The 21,682-nt window shown below is 62.5% G+C and carries 18 protein-coding genes and 1 pseudogene; 11 read left to right on the top strand and 8 right to left on the bottom strand.

Going from position 1 to position 21,682, the window contains the following annotated elements:
* The first annotated feature begins 1 nt into the window (after window position 1).
* The 4 genes from ET21_RS0119285 (at window position 2) to ET21_RS0119270 (ending at window position 5,909) form a co-directional block, all read left to right on the top strand.
* Window positions 2–2,377: a TonB-dependent receptor gene (locus tag ET21_RS0119285; RefSeq protein ID WP_081856780.1), complete on the top strand. Its 2,376-nt coding sequence runs from the start codon at window positions 2–4 to the stop codon at window positions 2,375–2,377.
* A gap of 62 nt (window positions 2,378–2,439) precedes the next feature.
* Window positions 2,440–4,167 (top strand): amidohydrolase, encoded by a 1,728-nt coding sequence (locus tag ET21_RS0119280; RefSeq protein WP_051768239.1) that lies wholly within the window; start codon window positions 2,440–2,442, stop codon window positions 4,165–4,167.
* 61 nt (window positions 4,168–4,228) lie between these two features.
* Window positions 4,229–5,536, top strand: a complete 1,308-nt coding sequence (locus tag ET21_RS0119275) for an FAD-binding oxidoreductase (RefSeq protein ID WP_030540930.1) — start codon at window positions 4,229–4,231, stop codon at window positions 5,534–5,536.
* Window positions 5,537–5,552: 16 nt separating this feature from the next.
* A complete protein-coding gene (locus tag ET21_RS0119270; protein ID WP_021239178.1) occupies window positions 5,553–5,909 on the top strand; it encodes a cupin domain-containing protein in 357 nt (118 codons plus the stop codon).
* A gap of 246 nt (window positions 5,910–6,155) precedes the next feature.
* Here ET21_RS0119270 and ET21_RS0119265 read toward each other — a convergent pair whose 3' ends face one another.
* From ET21_RS0119265 to hmgA, 7 genes are all read right to left on the bottom strand, one after another.
* The gene (locus ET21_RS0119265; protein WP_030540929.1) at window positions 6,156–6,905 is read right to left on the bottom strand and encodes a LuxR C-terminal-related transcriptional regulator; all 750 of its coding nucleotides are present in this window, start codon (window positions 6,903–6,905) and stop codon (window positions 6,156–6,158) included.
* Between the two features lie 45 nt (window positions 6,906–6,950).
* Complete coding sequence (locus ET21_RS0119260) at window positions 6,951–7,175, bottom strand: DUF2783 domain-containing protein (RefSeq protein ID WP_051768238.1); 225 nt, start codon at window positions 7,173–7,175, stop codon at window positions 6,951–6,953.
* Window positions 7,175–8,776, bottom strand: coding sequence for an FAD-dependent oxidoreductase (locus tag ET21_RS0119255; protein ID WP_030540927.1), 1,602 nt, complete (start codon window positions 8,774–8,776; stop codon window positions 7,175–7,177). The genes ET21_RS0119260 and ET21_RS0119255 overlap by 1 nt, the downstream gene beginning before the upstream one ends.
* 8 nt (window positions 8,777–8,784) lie before the next feature.
* Entirely contained in the window at window positions 8,785–9,744 is a 960-nt protein-coding gene (locus ET21_RS0119250) for an MBL fold metallo-hydrolase (protein ID WP_030540926.1), read from the bottom strand.
* 66 nt (window positions 9,745–9,810) lie between these two features.
* The gene (gene maiA / locus ET21_RS0119245) at window positions 9,811–10,452 is read right to left on the bottom strand and encodes a maleylacetoacetate isomerase (RefSeq protein ID WP_202807144.1); all 642 of its coding nucleotides are present in this window, start codon (window positions 10,450–10,452) and stop codon (window positions 9,811–9,813) included.
* Entirely contained in the window at window positions 10,449–11,744 is a 1,296-nt protein-coding gene (fahA, locus tag ET21_RS0119240) for a fumarylacetoacetase (RefSeq protein WP_030540924.1), read from the bottom strand. Before fahA ends, maiA begins: the two co-directional genes overlap by 4 nt.
* Entirely contained in the window at window positions 11,741–13,018 is a 1,278-nt protein-coding gene (gene hmgA, locus ET21_RS0119235) for a homogentisate 1,2-dioxygenase (protein WP_030540923.1), read from the bottom strand. Before hmgA ends, fahA begins: the two co-directional genes overlap by 4 nt.
* A 216-nt stretch (window positions 13,019–13,234) precedes the next feature.
* Here hmgA and ET21_RS0119230 point away from each other — a divergent pair, with 216 nt between their 5' ends.
* Window positions 13,235–14,731: an aldehyde dehydrogenase family protein gene (locus ET21_RS0119230; RefSeq protein ID WP_037471482.1), complete on the top strand. Its 1,497-nt coding sequence runs from the start codon at window positions 13,235–13,237 to the stop codon at window positions 14,729–14,731.
* Between the two features lie 297 nt (window positions 14,732–15,028).
* On the opposite strand, the pseudogene ET21_RS27275 reads toward ET21_RS0119230, so the two are convergent.
* A pseudogene (locus ET21_RS27275) lies at window positions 15,029–15,667 on the bottom strand (SDR family oxidoreductase); the annotation flags it as partial.
* 85 nt (window positions 15,668–15,752) lie between these two features.
* On the opposite strand from ET21_RS27275, the gene ET21_RS0119220 reads away from it, so the two are divergent.
* The 6 genes from ET21_RS0119220 (at window position 15,753) to ET21_RS0119195 (ending at window position 21,670) form a co-directional block, all read left to right on the top strand.
* A complete protein-coding gene (locus ET21_RS0119220) occupies window positions 15,753–16,184 on the top strand; it encodes a helix-turn-helix domain-containing protein (RefSeq protein ID WP_030540920.1) in 432 nt (143 codons plus the stop codon).
* A gap of 97 nt (window positions 16,185–16,281) precedes the next feature.
* Window positions 16,282–17,058, top strand: a complete 777-nt coding sequence (locus ET21_RS26725; RefSeq protein ID WP_021239189.1) for a TetR/AcrR family transcriptional regulator — start codon at window positions 16,282–16,284, stop codon at window positions 17,056–17,058.
* Window positions 17,059–17,571: 513 nt separating this feature from the next.
* Window positions 17,572–19,212: an FAD-binding oxidoreductase gene (locus ET21_RS0119210; RefSeq protein ID WP_030540918.1), complete on the top strand. Its 1,641-nt coding sequence runs from the start codon at window positions 17,572–17,574 to the stop codon at window positions 19,210–19,212.
* 37 nt (window positions 19,213–19,249) lie between these two features.
* A complete protein-coding gene (locus tag ET21_RS0119205; protein WP_030540917.1) occupies window positions 19,250–20,125 on the top strand; it encodes a fumarylacetoacetate hydrolase family protein in 876 nt (291 codons plus the stop codon).
* 232 nt (window positions 20,126–20,357) lie between these two features.
* A complete protein-coding gene (locus ET21_RS0119200) occupies window positions 20,358–21,185 on the top strand; it encodes an SDR family oxidoreductase (protein ID WP_051768237.1) in 828 nt (275 codons plus the stop codon).
* Between the two features lie 107 nt (window positions 21,186–21,292).
* On the top strand, window positions 21,293–21,670 hold the full coding sequence (locus ET21_RS0119195; protein WP_030540915.1) for a TonB-dependent receptor plug domain-containing protein: 378 nt from the start codon (window positions 21,293–21,295) through the stop codon (window positions 21,668–21,670).
* The last annotated feature ends 12 nt before the right edge of the window (window positions 21,671–21,682 follow it).

The raw sequence follows: 21,682 nt of genomic DNA, 5'->3' as shown, positions 1-21,682 counted from the left end.
TATGACCAACAAACCTTTATGGTGGAAGCTGACATCTTGCACATGCCTGATGCCAGTCGCCCTTTCCACGTCCGTGGCCTTCGCCCAGGGCGGCGCTGCGGCGCAGGATCAGGCTGGCGGGGACGGCGGCGAGATTATCGTCACCGCGACCCGGCAGGAAGTGACCCTGTCCAAGGTGCCTTTGAGCGTCGCCGCCTTCAACCAGGAAACTCTGGACCGCCAGGGTTCCCGTTCCGTCGACGACATCGCGCGCCTGACGCCCGGCGTCACCTTCTCGCGCGGCGACGCCCGCAATTCCGGCGCCGCCAACATCTCGATCCGCGGCATTTCCTCGACGGCGGGCTCGGCGACCACCGGCATCTATATCGACGACACGCCGATCCAGACGCGCTCGCTGGGCTATGGCTCCTTCTCCAGCTTTCCCGCCGTGTTCGACCTTGATCGCGTCGAAATCCTGCGCGGTCCCCAGGGCACCTTGTTCGGTGCGGGATCGGAAGGCGGCACCGTCCGCTTCCTGACGCCGCAACCGGACCTGGACGACTTCAAAATCTATGGCCGCGCGGAACTGGCGACGACCAAGAGCGGCGCGCCCAGCTATGAAATCGGCGCGGCGGCGAGCGCGCCCCTCGTCCCCGGCAAGCTGGCGGCGCGGGTCAGCGCCTATTACCGGCGCGACGGGGGCTATATCGACCGGGTCGATTATCGCACCGGAGACGTTCTGGATAAGAATTCGAACAGTCAGGGCACGGTGGTGTTCCAGGGCGCCATAGCCTGGCAGGCGACGGAACAGTTGAAGATCACCCCGTCCGTCTTCTTTCAGCGCGTGACGAACGATGACGGCAACGCCTATTGGGAAAATCTGTCGGACCGCAGCGACAACGACTATCGCAACGGCAACGCGCTGGCGAACACCAATCATGACAGGTTCATCCTGCCCGCGTTGAAACTGGACTGGGAAGGCGACAAGGTCGCGCTGATCTCCAACACATCCTATTTCAGCCGTGACCAGTCCTCGGTCAGCGACTATTCCAGTTTCGAAGCGTCGATCTGGGCCGGAAACCCCTTCTTCCCGCCGGAGATGGCGGCCGCATCCACCTTCACCAACACGCAGCGCAACTTCACGCAGGAAGTCCGGCTGCAATCGGCGGACCCGGATTCCCGCCTGACCTGGGTCGTCGGCGGCTTCTATTCGCATAACCGTCAGGAAGCGATCCAATATGTGGAGGACACCTATCTCCCGACCCTGATCCAGCAGAATATCGGCATCAGCTTCGAACAGTTCTTCGGCCAGCCGCTGGTGGACGGGCGCTATACGTCCGTCATGGACAAGGCGGTGACCATTGAAAAGCAACTTGCCGCCTTTGGCCAGGTCGACTTCGCCGTCACCCCGAAACTGAAACTGACCGTTGGCCTGCGCTATGCCAAGGCCAAGCTGGACGCATCGGCCAGCTTCGTCGGCCCCGTCATCGGCCCGCCCGTCAATGACCAGGGCGGCCAGAAGGAAAAGCCGCTAACCCCGAAATTCGGCCTTTCCTATCAGGCGAGCGAGGATACGCTGGTCTACGCCAACGCCGCGAAAGGCTACCGCATCGGCGGCTATAATTTCGCGGTCGGCCTTCCCTGCGGCGTTTCATCCACCGGCACTCCGGTTCCGGGCACGGAACTGGGCGCGCTTGGCCTGACGAACCGGCCCGCCTTCTTCGATTCAGACAGCGTCTGGAGCTATGAAGCAGGCGCCAAGAGCAAATTCCTCAATCGCAAGCTTTCCGTCGAAGCCAGCGCCTTCTGGATCGACTGGAAGAATATCCAGCAGACAGTGGCGCTGAACGGGTGCGGCTTCAACTTCACGGACAATCTGGGGTCGGCCACCAGCAAGGGCTTCGACGTCCAGTTCCAGCTGGCGGCGACGGACAATCTCACTGTCGGCGGGTCGGTCGGCTATACCAAGGCGAAGTTCAACGACACGGTCCTCGCCGGGCCAAGCGCCACGCGGAACCTGGTGACCGAAGGCGACCTGATCGACCTTCACCCGTGGCAGGTCTATCTCAATGCGCAGTACCGGTTCGACCTGATGGGCCAGCAGGCCTATATCCGGGGCGATTACCAGTATCTGAGCGCGCTCAAGGGAGAGACGGTCAACCTCAACCCGCTGAACGGCACCGCCGATCTCACCATCCCGGCCCAGCAGGAGGTGAACAACCTGTCGCTAAGGGCGGGCCTGTCCTTCGACGGTTTCGACCTGTCGGTGTTCGCGAACAATGTCACCAACGGCAGCGCGACCCTCGCCCGGTCGCATGATCCGGGCACCACGCTGTTCTTCCGCCGGGTGACGCAGCGGCCCCGCACTCTCGGCGTCACCGCCACATTCCGCTACTGACCTGTCATTCCGGGCGCTGGCCTGTGCCGGCGTCCGGTTCCCTTGCCGGAGTTCCCTTCACGATGCAGCGCAAATATTCACGGACACGGATGATCGCGGCCCTGCTGGCCCTGTCCCTTCCCAGCATGGCCCAGGCCCAGTTCGGGGCGGAAGCACCGCCCCCGCCCCTTGCCGCCGACCTCATATTGAAGAACGGCCATGTCTGGACGCCGCAGGGCTGGGCAAAGGATGTGGTCATTTCCAAAGGCGTGATCATCGCGGTCGGGGACGGCGCAGCGGCGAAGGCCGCTCCCGGCGGCAAGGTCATCGACCTCAAGGGCAAGACGGTGCTGCCCGGCCTCCACGACTTGCATGTGCATCCCATGTCCGCTGGCCTGTCGGAACTGCAATGCCAGATCGAACCCACCAGCACGATGAAGCAGGCGCTGGACGCCGTTGCCGGATGCGTGAAGGGCAGGGCGCCGGGCGAATGGATCGTCGGCCGCGCCTATGAACCGGCGGCGCTGGGCGAAACGCCTTCCAAGGGCCTGCTCGACCGCATCGCCCCCAACAACCCGGTATTGCTGACCGATGTCAGCATCCACAGCAGCTGGGCGAACAGCGCCGCGCTGAAGCTCGCCGGTATCACGCGCGACACGCCCAACCCGGAAGGCGGCATCATCGAACGCGACGCGAAGGGCGAGCCCACCGGGGTCCTGCGCGAAGCGGCGGCCAATCTCGTGCGGGTCAAGATTCCGCCGAGCAGCCGGACCGTCAATGCAAAGGCGCTGCAATGGGCGCTGGACAAGATGCTGTTCTACGGCATCACCGGCTTTGAGGATGCGCTCGTCTCCCGCGGCGCGGCGCAGGCCTATGCCGATCTTGCCGATGCAGGCCAGCTCAAGCAGCATGTCAGGGCCTGCATGATCGCGGCCGATCAGCAGCTCATCGCCCTGCGCCAGGTCTATGCGCGGCAACGCTTCGACCCCGGCTGCGTCAAGATATTGACGGACGGCGTGCCGACCGATGGACATACGGCGGCCATGCTGGAGGATTATGTTCCCCATGCCGGGCCGCATGCCGAAGCCGATCCCGCCCGCGCGAAGGGCCTGCTCCTGATACCCCCGGCCACGCTGAATGCGGATGTCGTCCGCTATGATGGCATGGGCCTTGTGGTGAAGATGCACGCCGCCGGCGACGCCGCCGTCAGGGAAAGCCTGGACGCCATACAGGCGGCGCGGGAAGCCCATGGCTTTTCGGGCCTTCAGCATGAGGTCGCCCATGCCAGCTTCGTCGCGCCCGACGACCTGAAACGCGCTAGGGCAATCGGCGCGACGCTGGAATTTTCGCCCTATATCTGGTCGCCCTCCCCCATCGTCGACAACATCGTCACCGCCGTGGGCGATCAGCGCATGAAACGATGGATTCCCATCCGCGAGGCGCTGGACGCCGGAGTCTTCGCAGTCGCGGGGTCCGACTGGAACGTCATCCCCTCGGTCAATCCCTGGGCCGCGATCGAAACGCTCGTCACCCGGCGCGCGCCCGGCGGCGGGGGCGAACCGGCAGGACCAGCCGAGGCGATCACCCTCAAGGAAGCGGTCCGCATCTTCACGATCGACGGCGCGCGGCAGCTTGGGCGCGGCGACGAGACGGGAACCATCGAAACGGGCAAGCGCGCGGATCTGGTGATCATCGACCGGGACATCTTCAACGTGCCCATCACCACCGTGCATGACACCCGCGTGCTCATGACGCTGATCGACGGGGAAGTCGCCTATCAGGCGCCCGGCAACGGCCTGACCGCACAATGACCCGGACGGCGGCTCGCCGGTCGCGGGCCGCCGCTCCCCTCCCTTGCTGAAGAAGAACGCGATGCAAGATCCCATTCGCCGGCTCGATGCGCTCAACTACTACACCGCCACCCGCAAATATGACGACTCCTATCCCCGCCTGACGCAGGATCTGGACGCCGATGTCGTCGTCATCGGGGGCGGCTTTTCCGGCATCAACACGGCGCTGGAACTGGCCGAACATGGCATCACCAACATCGTCGTGCTGGAAGGGCGGCATCTGGGCTATGGCGGCACCGGCCGCAACGGCGGACAGGTGATGGCTGGAATCGGCCACGACATCAATCTGGTCGCCCGCCATGTCGGGCCGGAAGGGATGAAGTCCCTTTTCCAGATCGCCAGCCTGGGCGCGGGCATATTGCGCGGCCGGGCGGAAAAATACGGCATCGATGCCGATGTCCATCGCGGCTATGGTTATCTCGCCACCAACGCGCGGCAGGAACGCACATTGCGCGCGTGGCAGGACGAATTCCGCGAAGCCGAGCCGGACGAAGACATAGAACTGCTGACCGGACCGGCGGTGAAGGACGTCATCGGCTCCGGCGCCTATTGCGCGGTGCTCAAACATATGGGCGGCGGCCATGTGCATTCGCTGAACCTGCTGCTGGGTGAGGCGCGGGCGCTGACGGGTTACGGCGCGCGCATCTTCGAAAACAGCGAAGTGATCGAGGTCGAGTATGGCGACCGCATCCGCGTGCGCACGGGTTCGGGCAGCGTCACCGCGTCGAAGCTGCTCTGGGCCTGCGACAGTTTCCTGCGGCGGCTGGAGCCTTCGATCCATGCGAAGACCATCAACACCTATTCCTTCCAGATCGCGACCGATCCGCTGCCCGATGAACTGGTGGCCCGGATCAGCCCCATTCGCGGCGCGTACAGCGACATCGCGCCGGTCATCAACTATTTCCGGGTGACGGCGGAAAACAGGCTGCTGTTCGGCTCCGCGACCCGGTTCGTGGAATATTTCCCGCGCGACTATGCGGCATGGACCCGCGCGCTGATGCTCCAGATATTCCCCTATCTGCGCGACACGGGAATAGCTTTCGCATGGGGCGGGCCGATGGCGTGCAGCGCCAATCTCTTCCCGCAGATCGGAACGCTGGAAGGCAGGCCTAACGCCTTCTTCGTTCAGGGCTATTCCGGTTTCGGCGTCACCCCTTCGCATATCGTGTGCAAGATACTGGCCGAAGGGATGAGCGAAGGATCGGCGCGATACGATCTCATGAGTTCCATCCCGCACATGCGCATATTGGGCCGCGACCGGCTGCGACCGGCCGTGATGTCCGCCGCCAAGACCTGGCACCAGATCACCGGCTATTTTCACGGCCGCTAAAGAAAGGAAGACTGTCATGCACAAGTTCCAGCCGAATGACGTGCCCGATCTCGACCCATGGGGCACGCTTGCGGACCTGGGTTCCGAAGTCCTCGAAGGCGAAGGACTTGCCTTCGGAAAAATGGTGGCGGGCACGCCCGGCGCGCCCCTCTCCTGCGCCTTCTTCGCAACGGGCAAGGGACGGTTCCGCATGACCTACCCGTTCAACGAACATGCCGTCGTGGTCGAAGGCAGCGCCACGCTGACCAACGAACTGACCGGCGAAGCCCAGACCTTCGCGCCCGGCGAGGCATGGTATGTGGAAAAGGGAACGCCCGTCCTGTGGGAAATCCACAGCGACCGCTTCACCAAAAACTACTGCGCCATCGCGTAAGGGGTCGCCCAACCATCTCTCCCGTTGGGCCGAGCGCACCCACCCCGTCCCCCTGAACACTTCCATTCTATTCGGCCTGAGCACCCCACTCCGTTCGGGCTGAGCCCACCACTCCGTTCGGGCTGAGCTTGTCGAAGCCCTCCCTTCTAAAAGGAAGTGGAACCCTTCGAATGACCGTCACCCCGGACCTGATCCGGGGTGACGCTCTGGAAAGCCTTCCCATGGAGGGGCAGGTCTAAAACCCCCTCAACTCAAAAGATTTTCCAGAAGCTGCCCGGCACTGGAAATGCCGTAGCGTTCATAGGCGCGACGGCGATAGGTAAGCACGCTGGTTTCCGCCACACCCAGATCGATCGCGGTCGCCTCCGCCGTCATGCCCGCCAGTGACCGGGCGCACACCTGCCGCTCGCGCGATGTCAGCCGCGGATAGGCGCGCGCGAGGCGGTGCTCGATCTTCTGGGTCAGGGACAGTCCGACCTCATCGCCCAGCAACTCGCCATGCCGTTTCAATATCGGCAGCGACAGCGCGGCGAGGGCGGCGAGCCGGTCCACCTGCGCCTCCCGCAGGCCGCGCCCGCAGTAGAAGCTCAGCACATAGTGGCGGCTGCCATAGGTCTGGACGAAGGCGATCTTTTCCTTGAGCCCCGGCCGGTCGAAACATTCGCGGCGGTACAGGGGATCGTCGATGTCCTTGGCCGCTATGGATGCGGACATGATCGGCGCCTGTTCCGGCATGGTCCTCACCAGGCGCAGCAGCGGGTCCATGGCGTGAAAGCCGCTGGAATAGAGGGAAGCCCGCCTGCGCGACGATCCGCGATGGCCCGATGAGGCGAGTTGCACCGGCGGCCCGTCATCGGCTATCCAGAAACCGAACAGTTCGTCCACGTCCGAAATGTCGTCGGCCGCCCGCAGGATGACTTCGCCCAGCGACGCGGTGCCCAGCGCGCTGATCAGGGCTTCGTAATTCTTGTCCTGCCAAGCCGCCGCAACCGCCATGTCCTGCTCCTTCAGGCAAGGCCCGAAGGCCGCCTGATGATGCTTTTAGGCCTGTTCGGCTGCCGATGAAATGGCCAAATGCGCGGCCTTCGCCGTGTCGATCGCCTCGGCCAATACCTGCGGATCGCCGATATGGTTGGCGAGCAGCAGGATGAGCTTGCTGTTGACGACGGCGCTGCGCCGCTCATCCAGCCCCTCGTGCAGGGCGGCCAGCCTGGCGTACAGGCCGTCCGGGTCGGCGATATTGGGTTGCAGATTGAGCGCCGCCATCACTTCTTCCCCATTGCGCGGCCCAGCGCCGCTTCCACCGCCCGCGCGTCCGGCGACCGCCACCGTGCGGCGACATATTGGTCCGGCCGGATCAGATAGGCCGAACCCCGCTCAAGATCATAACGCGCCACCACCAAAGCTTCTACATCACCCATGATTTCGAGCCGCAAATGCGTCACGCCCGCAGGCGCGTCGATGTCCGCATGCCAGCTCAACAGCGTGAATTGCCCATGCGACAGATGGTCGAGCAGCCAACCATCCGCGACCGGCGCGTCAAGGGCAACGCTCCCCGGCGGGATGCCCGCCCATAGGGCGCCTTGCTCGTCCGGCGTGTTGAGCGGACTGCCGGGATAGCTAACGGCCGTCGAGAGGCGGCCGGAATTGACGAACGGCCGCGCGAACGCATGCTGATGCGCAAGCTCCAGAACGGCGTCCCGCATCGCCGTCACCGCCTGCGACACCGGCGACATGAAGTCGGTCGAGCGGGTGGAATTGAGGATATTCTCGTCCGCCGTGACCACCGCCTCATAATCATAGCTGGCGATCAGGCTTTCGGGCGCTTCGCCACGCAGCACCAGATCCAGCTTCCAGCACAGATTGTCGGCGTCTGCCACGCCGCCATTACATCCCCGCGCGCCGAAGGGGGAAACGAGATGAGCGCTGTCGCCCGCGAAAATCACCCTGTCATGAACGAAGCTCTCCATGCGGCGGCACTGGAAGGTGTAGACGCTGTACCATTCCGGCTCGAATTCGATGCCGTCGCCCAGCATGCCGCGAATATAGGGCGCGACATTTTCCGGCCGGATGCAGGCTTCGCGGTCGATATCCCGGCCAAGCTGGAAGTCCAGCCGCCATACCTCGTCCGGCTGTTTGTGCAGCAGGGCGGAACGGCCCCGGTTGAACGGCGGATCGAACCAGAACCATCGTTCACAGGGACGATCCCCCTTCACCTTGATGTCGGCGATCAGGAAATTATCCTCGAACACGCGGCCTTCGAAATCCATGCCCAGCATGTGACGGACAGGCGAGCGGGAGCCATCGCAGGCGATCACCCATGGCGTTTCCAGCCGGTATTCCTGCCCGCCCGTTACGACGCGCAGAACCGCCTGCTTGCCATCCTGTTCGATGCCCGTGACCTCATGGCCCCAGCGGATTTCGACATTGGGAAGCTCCGCCAGCGCGTCGATCAATATATCTTCGGCATGATATTGCTGAAGATTGATGAAGCCCGGCATCTGCTGATGCTTCACGGGCAGCATGTCGAAACTGTAGATGGGGTCGGCGGAATCGCCCCAGAAGACCTTGCCGACATTCCAGACCGCGCCCTTTTCCGCCATGTGGGCGCCGACGCCCAGCCGGTTCCAGATATCCAGCGTGCGCTTGGAAAAGCAGATCGCCTTGGAACCGGCGGGCACGAAGTCGAGCCGGTTCAGGATGACGACGCGATGGCCCCTGCGGCCAAGGTCCAGCGCGACGGTCATCCCCACCGGACCGCCCCCCACGATCGTCACGGCGGGCGGCGTCGGGGAAATTGCCGCGAGCGGCGTCGTCCCTACGGGGCGCCACACCGGCACCCCGTTCATGCTGTTGGTTGCGGCCATCGCCCGTCTCAGCCCTGAAGTTGCGCCCAAACCTCGCGGTCGCGTTCTTCCGTCCAGATGCGCGGCCAGTCGATGCCGTCAAACTCGTCCCACAGACGCTGCACATCGAAGGGCAGGCAATGTTCGAAGATCGGCCAGCGCCCGAATTTCGGCTCCAGCGCCGCATGGGTCGCTTCGAATGCTTCCTTGAGCGTGCCGCCGCGCTTGTGGGCCGCGCCGACATGCTCGATCATGCCGAGCAGGAAGCCGCGCGTCTGTTCCACGGCGGCGTCGGTAGCCTCCAGCCCATGCGCAACTGCGCCACGCCCGCCGATCAGATGCTCGGCGCGGAACGCCTTGACGCGGTCAAGCGTGTCGCTCGACCAGTCGAAATGGAACGCGTCGCCGGTATAGAGCGCCGCTTCCGCCTCCACCAGATCGCCCGCGAACAGGGTCTTCGTCTTCGTATGCCAGCCGACGATGTCGCCCGCCGTATGCCCCCGGCCGCAGAAATGCAGTTCGATCGTGCCCCGGTCGCCGCCCAGGTCGATGTCGAAGCGGTCCTCGAACGTCTGGGTCGGCCAGGTCAGGCCGGGGATTTCTTCCGGCTGCTTGAACAGGCGCGGCATGCGGCCAAATTCGCTGTCCCAATCCTGCTTGCCGCGTTCCTCGATCAGCTTGCGGGTGGTTTCGCTGGTGATGATGTTTTCCGCATCGAACGCGCTCGCGCCCAGCACGCGAACGGCGTGATAGTGGGTCAGAACCAGATATTTGATCGGCTTGCCGGTATGTTCGCGCAGCTTCCTCAGCCAGTCTCGGGCGGCGGCAGGCGTTGCCCGCGCTTCGAACGCGACGAGGAAATCCTCCCCCTCGATCGCGCCGACATTGGGATCACCCTCTGCGGTCAGGGCGTAGACGCCGTCCGCGATGACTTCCAGGGTTTCGGTCTTTTCCGCCACGTCGGCGGAGGATGCAAAGGGCTTTGCCATGATCGTCCTTTTCCTTTGGGTCGGCGCACAAGCCGGGATTTTTGGTTGGGGAAATGATATTCGGGGTCAGCCGGGATCAGCGTCCTGCTGCACCGCTGGATCGGCGGCGGCGAAGGCCGGAAGCGCACGCGCCGCCGTGGCCGCCGCGGTCAAGCGAGGGAATGGCGACAGGTCCACGCCGAACCGCTCGGCCGAATAGATTTGCGGCACCAGATAGACGTCGGCCAAAGTGGGTCCGTCACCAAAGAGGAACACCCCGCCATGCACTCCGGTCATCGCTTCCAGCGCGGTGAACCCATCGCTTATCCAGCGCGCGATCCAGTTGTTGATAGCGGCTTGATCCGCACCCAGATCATTCTTCAACGCTTTCAATATTCGCAGATTGTTGAGGGGATGGATGTCGCAGCCGATGATCGCGGCCATCGCTCTCACCTGCGCCTTTCCCCCCGCATCCTGCGGCAACAGCGGCGGATCGGGATAGCGTTCCTCCAGCCATTCCAATATCGCGGGCGACTGGATCAGCACCTGCCCGTCCGCCTCCAGCGCCGGAACCAGCCCCTGCGGCTGTAGGGCGAGAAATGCCTGATCCTTCTGATCCCCCCGCCGCAAGTCGTGCGCCACCTGTTCGTAGGTGACCCCTTTGAAGTTGAGCGCAATGCGAACCCGGTAACTGGTGCCCGAACGCCAATATCCGTGCAGCCGCATCATGACAGGGCCGGAAGGATGCGCGCGGTACAGGGGCCAAAGCCGATCGGCACAGCGCCTTCGCGGCTTGCGGTGGCTGCGATGGTCAGCTCATCGCCATCCTCCAGGAAGCGCCGCTCCTCGCCGCTGGGCAAGGCGATGGGCGACTTGCCGCCTTCGCTCAGTTCCAGCAGGCTGCCGCGTTCCCCCGCTTCCGCTCCCGAAATCGTGCCGGTTCCCAGAAGGTCGCCCGGCCGCAGGTTGCAGCCGTTGGAGGCATGGTGCGCGACGATCTGCGCCACGGTCCAATACATATTGCTCGCCGGTCCCCGGCTCAACCGGATGGGCGGCAGACCCTCGGCGCGCATCCGTTCGCTGCTCAGCAGCACTGCCATCTCGATCGCAAAAGCACCCTCGTTGCGATCGGCGGGATCGTTCAGATAGGGCAATGGATCGGGGTCGCCCTCCGGCCTCACCGGCTGGGCGATGCGGAACGGAGCCAGCGCCTCCACCGTCACCACCCAGGGCGAGATGGTCGTGTGGAAATTCTTGGCCAGGAAGGGTCCAAGGGGCTGATATTCCCACGCCTGGAGATCGCGCGCGGACCAGTCGTTGAGGAGGCCCAGGCCAACGATATGATCCGCCGCCTCGCCGATCGGAATGGGCTGGCCGAGTGGATTGCCCTGCCCAACCCAGACGCCCAGTTCCAGTTCATAGTCCAGCCGTTGAGTGGGACCGAAGACCGGACTGTCCGCATCGGGCGCCTTGCGCTGGCCCAGCGGCCGCCGCACCGGCTCGCCGGAGGGACGGACCGAAGAGGCACGGCCATGATAGCCGATAGGCACCCACTTATAGTTGGGCAGCAAGGGATTGTCCGGGCGGAACAGCCGCCCGACATTTTCCGCATGATGGATGCCGACATAGAAGTCGGTATAATCGCCGATGGTGGCGGGCAGGTGCAGCGTGCAGCCGTCCGCTGCATGCAGGGCAGGCGCGATACGATCCCGCCATCCGGCGTCCGACAGGATAGACGACAGGCTCCGCCGCAGCGCGCGCCGGTCCGCTGCCGGCAATGCGAAAAGGGCGTTGAGCGTGGATGCGCTGACCGCATCGGCGGCGGAGGCCGGAAGGTGACCAGCAATGACGGCGAGGTCCAATATCAGGTCGCCTATCGCAACTCCGGCCCTGCGTTCACCATCCCCTATGGAGAAGATGCCGAAGGGCAGGTTCTGAATGGGGAATTGAGGATGTCCGTTGGCGGACTCCACCCAGCTGGTCAGGGCGGGATCGTGCGTTTCGTCCATGCGGCCGGTCATGGCAGCTTCGCCCTTTCCATGTTCGCCCACACCGCGTCATAGTCCAGTTGCATGGGCGGCGTCCGCATCGCCCAAGGCGTGGTGCGGATGACGTGCCGGGTTTCGAACATGAAGGCCATCGTGTTCTCGATCTTGAAGGGTGCAAGGTCGGCCGCGACCGCCTTTTCATAGCTGGCCCGGTCTGGACCATGGCCGTTCATCTGGTTGTGAAGCGATCCGCCGCCGGGCAGGAAGCCGCCTTCCTTCGCATCATATTCTCCGGTGATGAGGCCCATATATTCGCTCATCACATTGCGATGGAACCATGGGGGCCGGAACGTGTCCTCCGCGACCATCCAGCGCGGCGGGAAGATGACGAAGTCGCAATTGGCGGTGCCCGGCGTCTCGCTGGGGCTGGTGAGGACAGTGAAGATGGACGGATCGGGATGGTCGAATGACACCGTGTTGATCGTGTTGAAGCGCCGCAAGTCATATCGATAGGGCGCCAGATTGCCGTGCCATGCGACGACATCGAACGGGCTGTGGCCCAGCGCCGTCGACCAGAGGCCGCCCTGGAATTTCTGGATCAGCAACGTGGGCACGTCCTCATCCTCGAACCAGGCGACCGGCGTTTCGAAATCGCGCGGATTGGCAAGGCCGTTCGCGCCGATCGGTCCAAGATCAGGCAGGCGGAAAGGCGCGCCGTAATTTTCGCAGACATAGCCCCGCGCCGGACCGTCGAGCAGCTCGACCCGGAAGCGAACACCACGCGGAATGACCGCGATCTGCTGCGGCTCCACGGTCAGGAGGCCAAGTTCAGTGACGATCCGCAGCGATCCTTCCTGCGGCACGATCAGCAACTCGCCATCGGCGTTGAAGAAGGCGCGATGCTTCATCGACAGGTTGCAGGCGTACAGATGAATGCCTACGCCCGCGCCCGTTCCAACATCGCCATTGCCACCATAGGTGACGAGGCCGTCCACCCAGTCGGTGGGCGCTTCGGGAAAGGCCAGCGGGTCCCAGCGCAGACGGTTGGGATTGGGAGGAACCTCATCAAACGGGGCGGAGCGCAGCAGGCCAACGTTGCGATAGGGCTCGAACGCATCATGATTGGCGGCAGGCCGCAAGCGATACAACCAGGAACGCTTGTTTTCCGTGCGCGGCGCGGTGAAGGCCGTTCCCGAAAGCTGTTCGGCATAAAGGCCGTAGGGTACGCGCTGGGGGGAATTGCGCCCGACCGGCAGCGCGCCGGGCACTGCCTCCGTCGCCATATGGTTGCCAAAGCCGGGAACCATTGCCGGTTCCACAGCGGCGGTATCGCCGGAAGCTGCCACAGGGTCATGCGCCGTCAACTCAAACTCTCCTCTCCTGTGCCCCGTGGCGGATGAGGGGCAGGATATGGCGGGCCGCCGCGCCCTTCTGTCATCGGAACTGATGACAGCAACGCGCGCGCGGCGTTTTTAGACAGGGAGCAGAGAGAAATTTCGTCCCGCGCCCATAGGAGAGCGATAATGGCATATGCAGGCCCCTTCACGATCGAACCAGCCGCCGCCCGGTTCCTTGAGCGGGACGCCGCGCTGTTCATCGAAGGGGCATTCTGCGCTTCGGAGGGCAGCGAGCGGCTGGCCGTCCATGATCCCTCGACCGGCGCAGTCATCGCGCATGTTCCCGACGCGACGACGGCGGATGTCGACAAGGCGGTGCGATCGGCACACGCCGCATTTTCCGATGGCCGCTGGCGCGATCTTCGCCCTGCCGACCGGGAACGCGTCCTGCTGCGCCTCGCCGATCTGCTTGAGGAACGCGGGGAAGCCGCCGCGCAGATCGAGACGCTGGAACAAGGCAAGTCAATCAATCTGTCGCGCATGCTGGAAGTTGGCGCGTCGGTCGATTGGATACGCTATGCGGCAGGCCTTTCCACGAAGATTTCGGGTCGGACCTTCGACCTGTCGCTGCCCGGCGGACGGGCGCATTGGACCGCCTATACGCGTCGCGAGCCGATCGGCGTCATCGGCGCCATCGCGCCCTGGAATTTCCCCCTGATGATCGCGCTGTGGAAGGTCCTGCCCGCTCTGGCATCGGGATGCAGCGTGGTGCTGAAACCGTCCGAAGTGACGCCGCTGACCGCGCTGCTCATCGCGGAACTGGCCGTGGAGGCAGGCGTCCCCGCTGGCGTTTTCAACGTTGTGACCGGCAGCGGCGCGGTCGCGGGCCGTGCGCTGACATCGCACCCCCTGGTCGCGAAGCTGAGCTTCACCGGATCGACCGCCACCGGCAAGGCCGTGGGCCACGCCGCGATCGACGGCATGAAGCGCTTCACTCTGGAGCTGGGCGGCAAGAATCCCGCGCTGGTCCTGCGCGACGCGCGGCTGGACAAGGTCATTCCGGGCCTGATGGCGGGCGGGTTCCTGAATGGCGGCCAGGTCTGCGCCGCCGCATCCCGCATCTATGTCGAAGCGCCGCTATATGATGATCTGGTGGCCGGGCTGCGGCAGGCGATCGGCGGCGTGACGGCGGGACCCGGACTGGACCCGCAAGCGCAACTCAACCCGCTCGCATCGGCGCAGCACAGCATGAAAGTGCGCGGCTTCCTTGACAACGCGCGCACGGCCGGAGCGCAGATCCTCCAGGACGTCAGCGTGCCGGACGAAGGCTATTATGTCTCACCCGCCCTCGTCCTGGACGCGCCCGAACAGGCGCAGCTGACCCGTTCGGAAGTCTTCGGCCCCGTCCTGACGATCACGCCCGTCGCGGATGCCGAAGAAGGCCTGCGCCGCGCCAATGACAGCGACCTTGGCCTTGCGGCAAGCGTCTGGACGCAGGACATCGATCAGGCGATGACGCTGACCCGGCGGATGGAAGCAGGCACGGTCTGGGTCAACAGCCATGTGTTCATCGATCCGAACATGCCTTTCGGCGGGTTCAAGCAATCGGGGCTTGGCCGCGATTTCGGCTCCGAATGGCTTAACGGCTATACGGAGGAAAAGGCCGTCTGCATCGCGCATTAGACCGCCCGGCGCGACCCCGTCCTCCATGAGGGCCGCGCCGATCCCGTGTGATGATGACCATGGCGGACCCGTCAGGTCGCGCCGTGATGGATATTTGGCCACTTGCGCTATCACTGCGGAGATCGGGACGGTCGGCCGTCCCAAAAGGGTGCGCAGATCATTGCCGTCATGGAACAGCGATCCCGTGGAAGCAGCAGCGTCCCAGCTCGCGACAGCCTGGGCAAAGGGCGCTGGCATGCCCACGCCAGCGAGAATTCCGGCATATTGTTCTACCGGCAGGTCGGCATAGGGAATGTCCCGGCCAAAATGCTTCGACAGCTCCGCGGCATAATCCGCCATCGTATAAGGCGTGTCGCCGCCAAGTTCGTAGACTTTGCCTTCATGGCCCGTCCCCGTCAGGACGATCGCAGCCGCTTCGGCCAGATCGTCTCTGGTGGCGAAGGATATCTTCCCGTCCCCGGCGCTGCCGATCAGCTTGCCGCTTGCCCGTACGCCCTCAAGCCCGTGCAACGGATTTTCGGCATACCAGCCATTGCGCAGGATCGTGAACGGCACACCGGCTTCACGAAGCGCCGATTCCGTTTCGCGGTGCTCCTCGGCCAGGCTCAGCAACGAGGTGTCTGCATTCACGATGCTGGTATAGACGATCCGCTTCACCCCCGCGATTTTGGCGGCCTTGATGACATTTCCGTGCTGTTCGCCGCGCTTTCCCAAGTCAGCGGATGAAATAAGCAAGAGGACGTTCACCCCTTTCAGAGACTGCGCCAATTGTTCCGGGGATTTATCATAATCGAAGCTACGTACTTCGACGCCCAGATCAGCCGCTTTTTCCGGCGAACGCACGAGCGCCAAGATCGAGGACGAGGGGATGCGTACTTTCAGCGCTGCAATCGTCGATCGTCCCAAGCCGCCATTTGCACCTGTAACAGCGATCATCATGAATCCTTCCGTTAATGTCTGCTGGAAGCGCTCCATTTATGCGACTTGAATAGCTTGGGTAAGTACGTACAATATTGTTAGTATGAAATCTCCGAGCCAGCATTCCAACAGCACGCCGTTGTCCACCGCCTTGCGGGAAGGCGACCTGATGGCGGTCGCATGCCCGTCCCGTGAGATATTCCGCCATATTACGAGCCGCTGGGGCGCCATGGTAATCCTGGCGCTGGAGGTAAGGACATATCGTTTCAGCGAGTTGCGGCGGCGGATCGGCGGCGTGAGCGAGCGCATGCTGGCGCATACGCTCCACCTGCTGGAAGGCAACCACCTCATTCTGCGGCAGGCCCATGCGGTCGTACCGCCTCATGTCGATTATAGCCTCACCGATCTTGGACGGGAAGCAGCCATATTGTTGCGTCCGCTGGCCGACTGGGTAGAATCCAACGTGCACAGAATGATCGGGGATGGGAATGGCGTGGCGGGGGAAATATATCCCCGCGCTGGGAAATCGAACTAAATCCGCCAATACTGTTGATGACGGAACGGCGGTGCATGTGATAGCGGCATGCTCCCGTATCTCCAACGCCGATCCCATCCTCCGAAAGGACCGATGAATGACCCGAGTGCAGAGGCGAAATGCCGACGAGTCGCGAAAGCTGCTGCTTGATGCCGCTGAACGGCAGTTCGCGATGCATGGCTATGACGGCGTATCAATGCGCATGATCGCTTCGGACGCGGCGATTTCCCTCGGTTTGCTGACTTATCATTTTCCGACCAAGGAACAATTGTTCGAAATGGTGATCGCCAGGCGGGCCGATGAGCTTAATCATGTCCGCCGTCAGGCATTCGACGCGCTGCGCACATCGTCCATCCACGACATCATGGACGCTTTTTCCAGGCCCATCGTGGATGCGCTGACTGGGCCCGATCGCGGATGGCACTTTTACGCCCGGCTCCTTGCGGTCATGGGCCGCGATCCCCGATGGGCGGCGCTGGTGACATCGCACTTCCTCGTGTCGGTGAATGAAGGGATCGAAAGGCTCATCGCGGCCGAACCCAGACTTGACCTGGATAGCGCCAGCGAAGCCTTTTCCTACGCCATCTCCGTCTTCACCGGCACATTCGCCGTGTCCGGCTCCGATGCATTGAACTATCTGCCGACCAGCAGTCAGAAGGATTTGAGGGCAGCCTATCCGACGATGCTCGACTTTATCGTCGGCGGGATCGAGAAGATCGCCCACCGCCGCGAAGTGACGCCTCCACCCGTGCGGGGAAAAGCGAAGGCGGCCAAGGTGCCCAGTGCGCGGAAGGCACAGTCGAAGGCCGAAGAAGGCCGGACAGTCTCCGGCAGCGCCAAAAGGACCAGCAAGGCCGTCACCGAAGCAGGTTGAGGCACTCTGCGAGCATTTCGCGGCTGCGTCCTACGCCGCTTACGGGATTGGAGTGAACTCCTGCGCAGGCATGCGAAGGAGGCAGGTGCCCGTGAGAGCCCCGGTCAGTCTGGGGAGTTGTGCTCCGTTCCCGCCAGAGCAGGGCAAATTTCCGATCGCGAATATCTCCAAGCTGGCGAACAAGCTGTAGTCCGTCGAAGATCGATCAACGCCATCATTGACTCATGGGCCGTACGATCGTACGGTTTCTCCATAACTGGAACAAGCAGGTGAGGATGGGAGTATGATGCGGCTCGTACCATCAGGCGAGAGCAGTGGAGGCGAACAAGGATTTCGCCGCCTGCACTGTGCGTGATTTCCGGGTAGTCCAGATACAATTCTATCCGCCGGACCCAACTGTCGCCCACGGGGGATCGCCGATGATGTTCGGCAATGTCAGTTTACGATGCTTCGGCCGCCGCTCTGCGGCCTAAGGATCTCAGATAAATAGCCTTTTTAATTCGAGGATTTGCAATGGCCCTTCCTTTGCCGCCCCAGGTTTCCGTCGCCGATTTCAAGCAGGCGCTCGAACAGTTCGCCCAGGCAGTTGGTTCGCAATGGGTGTTCACGTCCGAAGACGATGTGATGCTCTATCGGGATGCCTATTCGCCCTTGTGGGACGAGCCCGATGAACTGATCCCTTCCGCCGCCGTCGCACCAACGACGGTCGAGGAAGTGCAGGCGATCGTTCGCATCGCCAACCGCTTCAAAATCCCCTTGTTCGCCATCTCCACTGGCATGAACCTGGGCTATGGCGGGTCCTCGCCCAATCTGCGCGGCAGCGTGATCGTTGATCTCAAGCGAATGAACCGCGTGATCGAGGTCGACGACAAGCGTCATTTCGCAATCGTCGAGCCTGGCTTGTCCTATTTCGACCTCTATCATTATATTCAGGAACGCAAGCTCAAGGTGTGGCTGGATATTCCCGATCCCGGCTGGGGCAGCCCGATCGGTAATGCACTTGACCACGGGATTGGCTATACGCTCCAAACCTATGCCGACCATTTCGGCGCGCATGCCGGAATGGAAGTGGTACTGCCCAATGGCGAGGTGATGCGCACCGGCATGGGCGCAATGCCGGGCTCCAAGACCTTCGCCGAATATCGCTATGGCTATGGCCCCTATGTCGATGGGCTGTTCGCACAGGCGAATTTCGGCATCGTCACAAAGATGGGCTTCTGGCTGATGCCTGAACCGGAAGCCTATATTTCAGCCATGATCGAAGTGCTGCGGCGCCAGGATCTTGCCCCGCTGGTCGACATCGTCACCTATCTGCAAAATACGGGCATGGTGACGATGCCGGAATATGGCAGCCCGGTCCTGCGAAAGATGATGGACCCGCGCGTTCAGAAGCTGGCCTGGGACCTGTCCGCCACGGACGAGCAGCTCGACCAGCTTGCCCGCGATCTGGGCGTCGCTTCCTGGAATGTCGAGCTTCAATTCTATGGTTGCCGCGAAGTCGTGCGCGCGGCCTGGGAATCGTCCAAGGCAAAGATCCTTGCCGCCATTCCGGGCAGCACTGGCAAACTTCTCCACGAATATCATTTCCCCATGTCCGATGAGGATAAGGAAAAAGTGGCACGGAAGGTTTCCCTGGGCATTCCGTCGTTGAATATGTTCTCCATCGGCGCGCGAACCGAACTCAATCCCAACCCTAGTGACGGCCATCTCTGGTTTTCCGCCGTCACGTCCAAAACGGCTCAGGCCGTCTTCGATGCGCAAAAGATGTTCATCGAAGCAGCGGAGCGCCGTGGCGTGCCGTCGATCGTCACGCGCTTTATGCCGCCGATTGCCTGGCTGACGCGCAGCTTCCTGATGATGACCGCATTCGGCATGTCGCGGGAAGATGCGGCGAAGAACAAGGAAGTGCGCGAGCTGTACAATTATTATGTCGCTGAAGCCGCGAAGGCCGGTTTCGGAGAATATCGCTGCGCGCCAGCATTCCAGGACGTCGTGTCCCAGGCCTATTCGTTTAACGACAATGCCTTGCAACGCTTTGCCGATACACTGAAAGATGCGGTTGATCCCAACGGCGTCATTGCGCCTGGACGTGGCGGCGTATGGCCTACACGCTTCCGGCCAAGCGGCCGGAAGCTGCTCCAGCCCGCTTCCTGAGCCCGCTCCGGGTCATGACAGCCTAAGGAACGAATATATGCGACTGGTAAGCTATTCCCACGATAATCAGCGAAGCTGGGGCGCCGTTACCTCCAGCGGCATGGTGATCGACCTGCGCACGCCGCTAGCCTCTTCGGGCGGCGCCACGTTGAAGCAGGCGATCGAGAATGGCTTGATCGAACAGGCGCGCACAATCGCCGAGTCGGCACAGCCTGGCGGTGTGCGGCTGGAGGATGTTTCGCTGGATCCGGTCATCCCCGATCCCGGTCAGATTCTTTGCATCGGCCTCAACTACAAGGATCATCTGGCCGAAACGAAATTTGCGAAGGCCGATCACCCAACCGTGTTCGCGCGCTATGGCCGCAGCCAGATCGGTCATCGCCAGCCGATCCTGCGGCCGGTCGAGTCAGATATGCTTGATTATGAAGGCGAACTGGCGATCGTCATCGGCCGCCGCGTCCGGCGCGCCTCCGAAGTCGACGCGCTTTCGGCCATCGCTGGCTATTCCTGTTACAATGACGCGAGCGTTCGCGACTTTCAGCGCCATACCACGCAATTTCACCCTGGCAAGAACTTCCCCGCGACTGGCGCTTTCGGACCATGGCTGACCACTGCCGACGAAATTCCCGATCCGGCGGCGCTCACCATTCAGACGCGGCTGAACGGCGAGGTGATGCAGTCAGCAACGCTAGATCAGCTGATCTTCACGATACCTGAACTCATTGCCTATTGCTCGATCTTCACTGAGCTTCTGCCAGGTGACGTCATCGTCACCGGCACGCCAGGTGGCGTCGGTTCGGCGCGCAAGCCGCCGGTCTGGATGAAGGCTGGCGACGTAGTCGAAGTTGATATTCCGGGTGTCGGCTGCCTCTCAAACCCGGTCGTGGACGAAAGCACGGGACCGGCCGCCTAACGGATTAGACCGTCCACGAGGGCGGCTAGCCCACCTATTTACCGCCGGAAGCTAACTTTCCGGCCACTCCGGTGTGCCTTATTCCGCCGCCCCTCTCGCAATATGCTTATTGCGCCCGTTACTGGACAACCGTACTATTTTTATTGACGTGATTACCGCACAGTCGTACTAATAGCATGGACAATGTCGAGGACGACGCAGCGCCCGGTCCGCGACCATGGAGAGAGACAATATGTCGCAATATGCGGGACAAACCGTTTACATCGCCGGCGGCGGCAATGGCATCGGGCGTGCGCTCGCACTGGCCTTTGCCAGCCGGGGCGCCAATCTCGCCCTAGTCGATATTCTTCCCGATGGGCTGACCGAGACCGAGGCGGCCGCACGATCGGCGGGAGCGCCCAAAGTTACGAACCATATTGCCGATGTCAGCAATCGTGAGCAAGTTGATCGAGTTGCAAGCGAAGTTCTCTCAGCGCATGGCGAGATCCATTATTTGTTCGCCAACGCTGGGGTTGGACTCACCGGCATTCCGCTGGACAAGGTGAAGCCAGAAGAACTGGAATGGTCGTTTGCCGTCAATGTTTTCGGCGTCTTTCATTCCATTCAATCGCTGTTGCCCTCGATCAAGGCGCATGGGAAGCCTGCGCATATCCTTAGCACAGCATCAGTCGCCGGACTGTTCACACCGCCCGGGACGCATTTATCGGCTTATAGTTCAGCCAAGTTCGCATTGCCTGCGATCATGCAGGGGTTTCGCGACAGCCTGGAAGGCACGCCTGTCAAGGTGTCCACAATCTACCCAGGCCTGACGAAGACAAATGTAGAGCAGCGTTCGCAAGATCTGCGGCCGGTGGTCGAGGGCGCTGTGGCGCCGATGCCCAGCTTCGTCAGCCCGCTGAACGGCGAGGATGCGGGCGCCGTGAGTGAGCGGATCATCAAGGGGATGGAGGCTGGTTTCCACCATATCTTCCCCCATACGGAAGTCGCCCGTGAACAGCATGACGCATATTCGCAGATGATCGCCAACGGGCTTTCAAATTCAGAAATTCTGTTCAGCTGAACTGAGGGAGATTGGCGAAACTATTCGTGAAGACAGCAATCAGGAAAATATGATTCAGGAGGGGAAAGATGAAAGCTAAACATGGAATTCTACATTTCGGATCTGTGATGGCCGCGACGATGCTTTCGCAAGCCGCAATGGCGCAGAGCGCGCCGCCCGCAGCGCCGGTGGAACCGCAGCAGCCGGGGATCGGCGTCGAGGAAATCGTCGTCACCGCCCAACGGCGTGAGGAGCGCTTGCAGGATGTGCCGATCGCGATCACGGCGATCACTTCAACGCGCCTTGCCGCCACTGGCGTCGCTACGGCGCAGGACCTTTCGGTTGTCACGCCCGCGTTGACGACAGGGGCGCAGAACAATTATTTTCAGCCTCGCCTGCGCGGCGTTGGAACGGGGGCCTTCGGTCCGGGCATCGAAAATCCGATCGCGACCTATATCGACGGCGTCTTGAACCGCGCCGGGTTTGTCGGAGGCTCCAACTCCTGAGAAGGTGGAGCC

The sequence above is a fragment of the Sphingobium sp. DC-2 genome (assembly GCF_000722555.1).
GTDB lineage: Bacteria > Pseudomonadota > Alphaproteobacteria > Sphingomonadales > Sphingomonadaceae > Sphingobium > Sphingobium quisquiliarum.
This window is presented reverse-complemented; position numbering and strand designations above follow the sequence as displayed.

Bases quoted from the DNA above. Each gene is read 5' to 3' on its own strand.
- ET21_RS0119285 (WP_081856780.1), top strand. From the start codon at position 2: ATGACCAACAAACCTTTATGGTGGAAGCTGACATCTTGCACATGCCTG.
- ET21_RS0119280 (WP_051768239.1), top strand. From the start codon at position 2,440: ATGCAGCGCAAATATTCACGGACACGGATGATCGCGGCCCTGCTGGCC.
- ET21_RS0119275 (WP_030540930.1), top strand. From the start codon at position 4,229: ATGCAAGATCCCATTCGCCGGCTCGATGCGCTCAACTACTACACCGCC.
- ET21_RS0119270 (WP_021239178.1), top strand. From the start codon at position 5,553: ATGCACAAGTTCCAGCCGAATGACGTGCCCGATCTCGACCCATGGGGC.
- ET21_RS0119265 (WP_030540929.1), bottom strand. From the start codon at position 6,905: ATGGCGGTTGCGGCGGCTTGGCAGGACAAGAATTACGAAGCCCTGATC.
- ET21_RS0119260 (WP_051768238.1), bottom strand. From the start codon at position 7,175: ATGGCGGCGCTCAATCTGCAACCCAATATCGCCGACCCGGACGGCCTG.
- ET21_RS0119255 (WP_030540927.1), bottom strand. From the start codon at position 8,776: ATGGCCGCAACCAACAGCATGAACGGGGTGCCGGTGTGGCGCCCCGTA.
- ET21_RS0119250 (WP_030540926.1), bottom strand. From the start codon at position 9,744: ATGGCAAAGCCCTTTGCATCCTCCGCCGACGTGGCGGAAAAGACCGAA.
- maiA (WP_202807144.1), bottom strand. From the start codon at position 10,452: ATGATGCGGCTGCACGGATATTGGCGTTCGGGCACCAGTTACCGGGTT.
- fahA (WP_030540924.1), bottom strand. From the start codon at position 11,744: ATGACCGGCCGCATGGACGAAACGCACGATCCCGCCCTGACCAGCTGG.
- hmgA (WP_030540923.1), bottom strand. From the start codon at position 13,018: ATGGTTCCCGGCTTTGGCAACCATATGGCGACGGAGGCAGTGCCCGGC.
- ET21_RS0119230 (WP_037471482.1), top strand. From the start codon at position 13,235: ATGGCATATGCAGGCCCCTTCACGATCGAACCAGCCGCCGCCCGGTTC.
- ET21_RS0119220 (WP_030540920.1), top strand. From the start codon at position 15,753: ATGAAATCTCCGAGCCAGCATTCCAACAGCACGCCGTTGTCCACCGCC.
- ET21_RS26725 (WP_021239189.1), top strand. From the start codon at position 16,282: ATGACCCGAGTGCAGAGGCGAAATGCCGACGAGTCGCGAAAGCTGCTG.
- ET21_RS0119210 (WP_030540918.1), top strand. From the start codon at position 17,572: ATGGCCCTTCCTTTGCCGCCCCAGGTTTCCGTCGCCGATTTCAAGCAG.
- ET21_RS0119205 (WP_030540917.1), top strand. From the start codon at position 19,250: ATGCGACTGGTAAGCTATTCCCACGATAATCAGCGAAGCTGGGGCGCC.
- ET21_RS0119200 (WP_051768237.1), top strand. From the start codon at position 20,358: ATGTCGCAATATGCGGGACAAACCGTTTACATCGCCGGCGGCGGCAAT.
- ET21_RS0119195 (WP_030540915.1), top strand. From the start codon at position 21,293: ATGGCCGCGACGATGCTTTCGCAAGCCGCAATGGCGCAGAGCGCGCCG.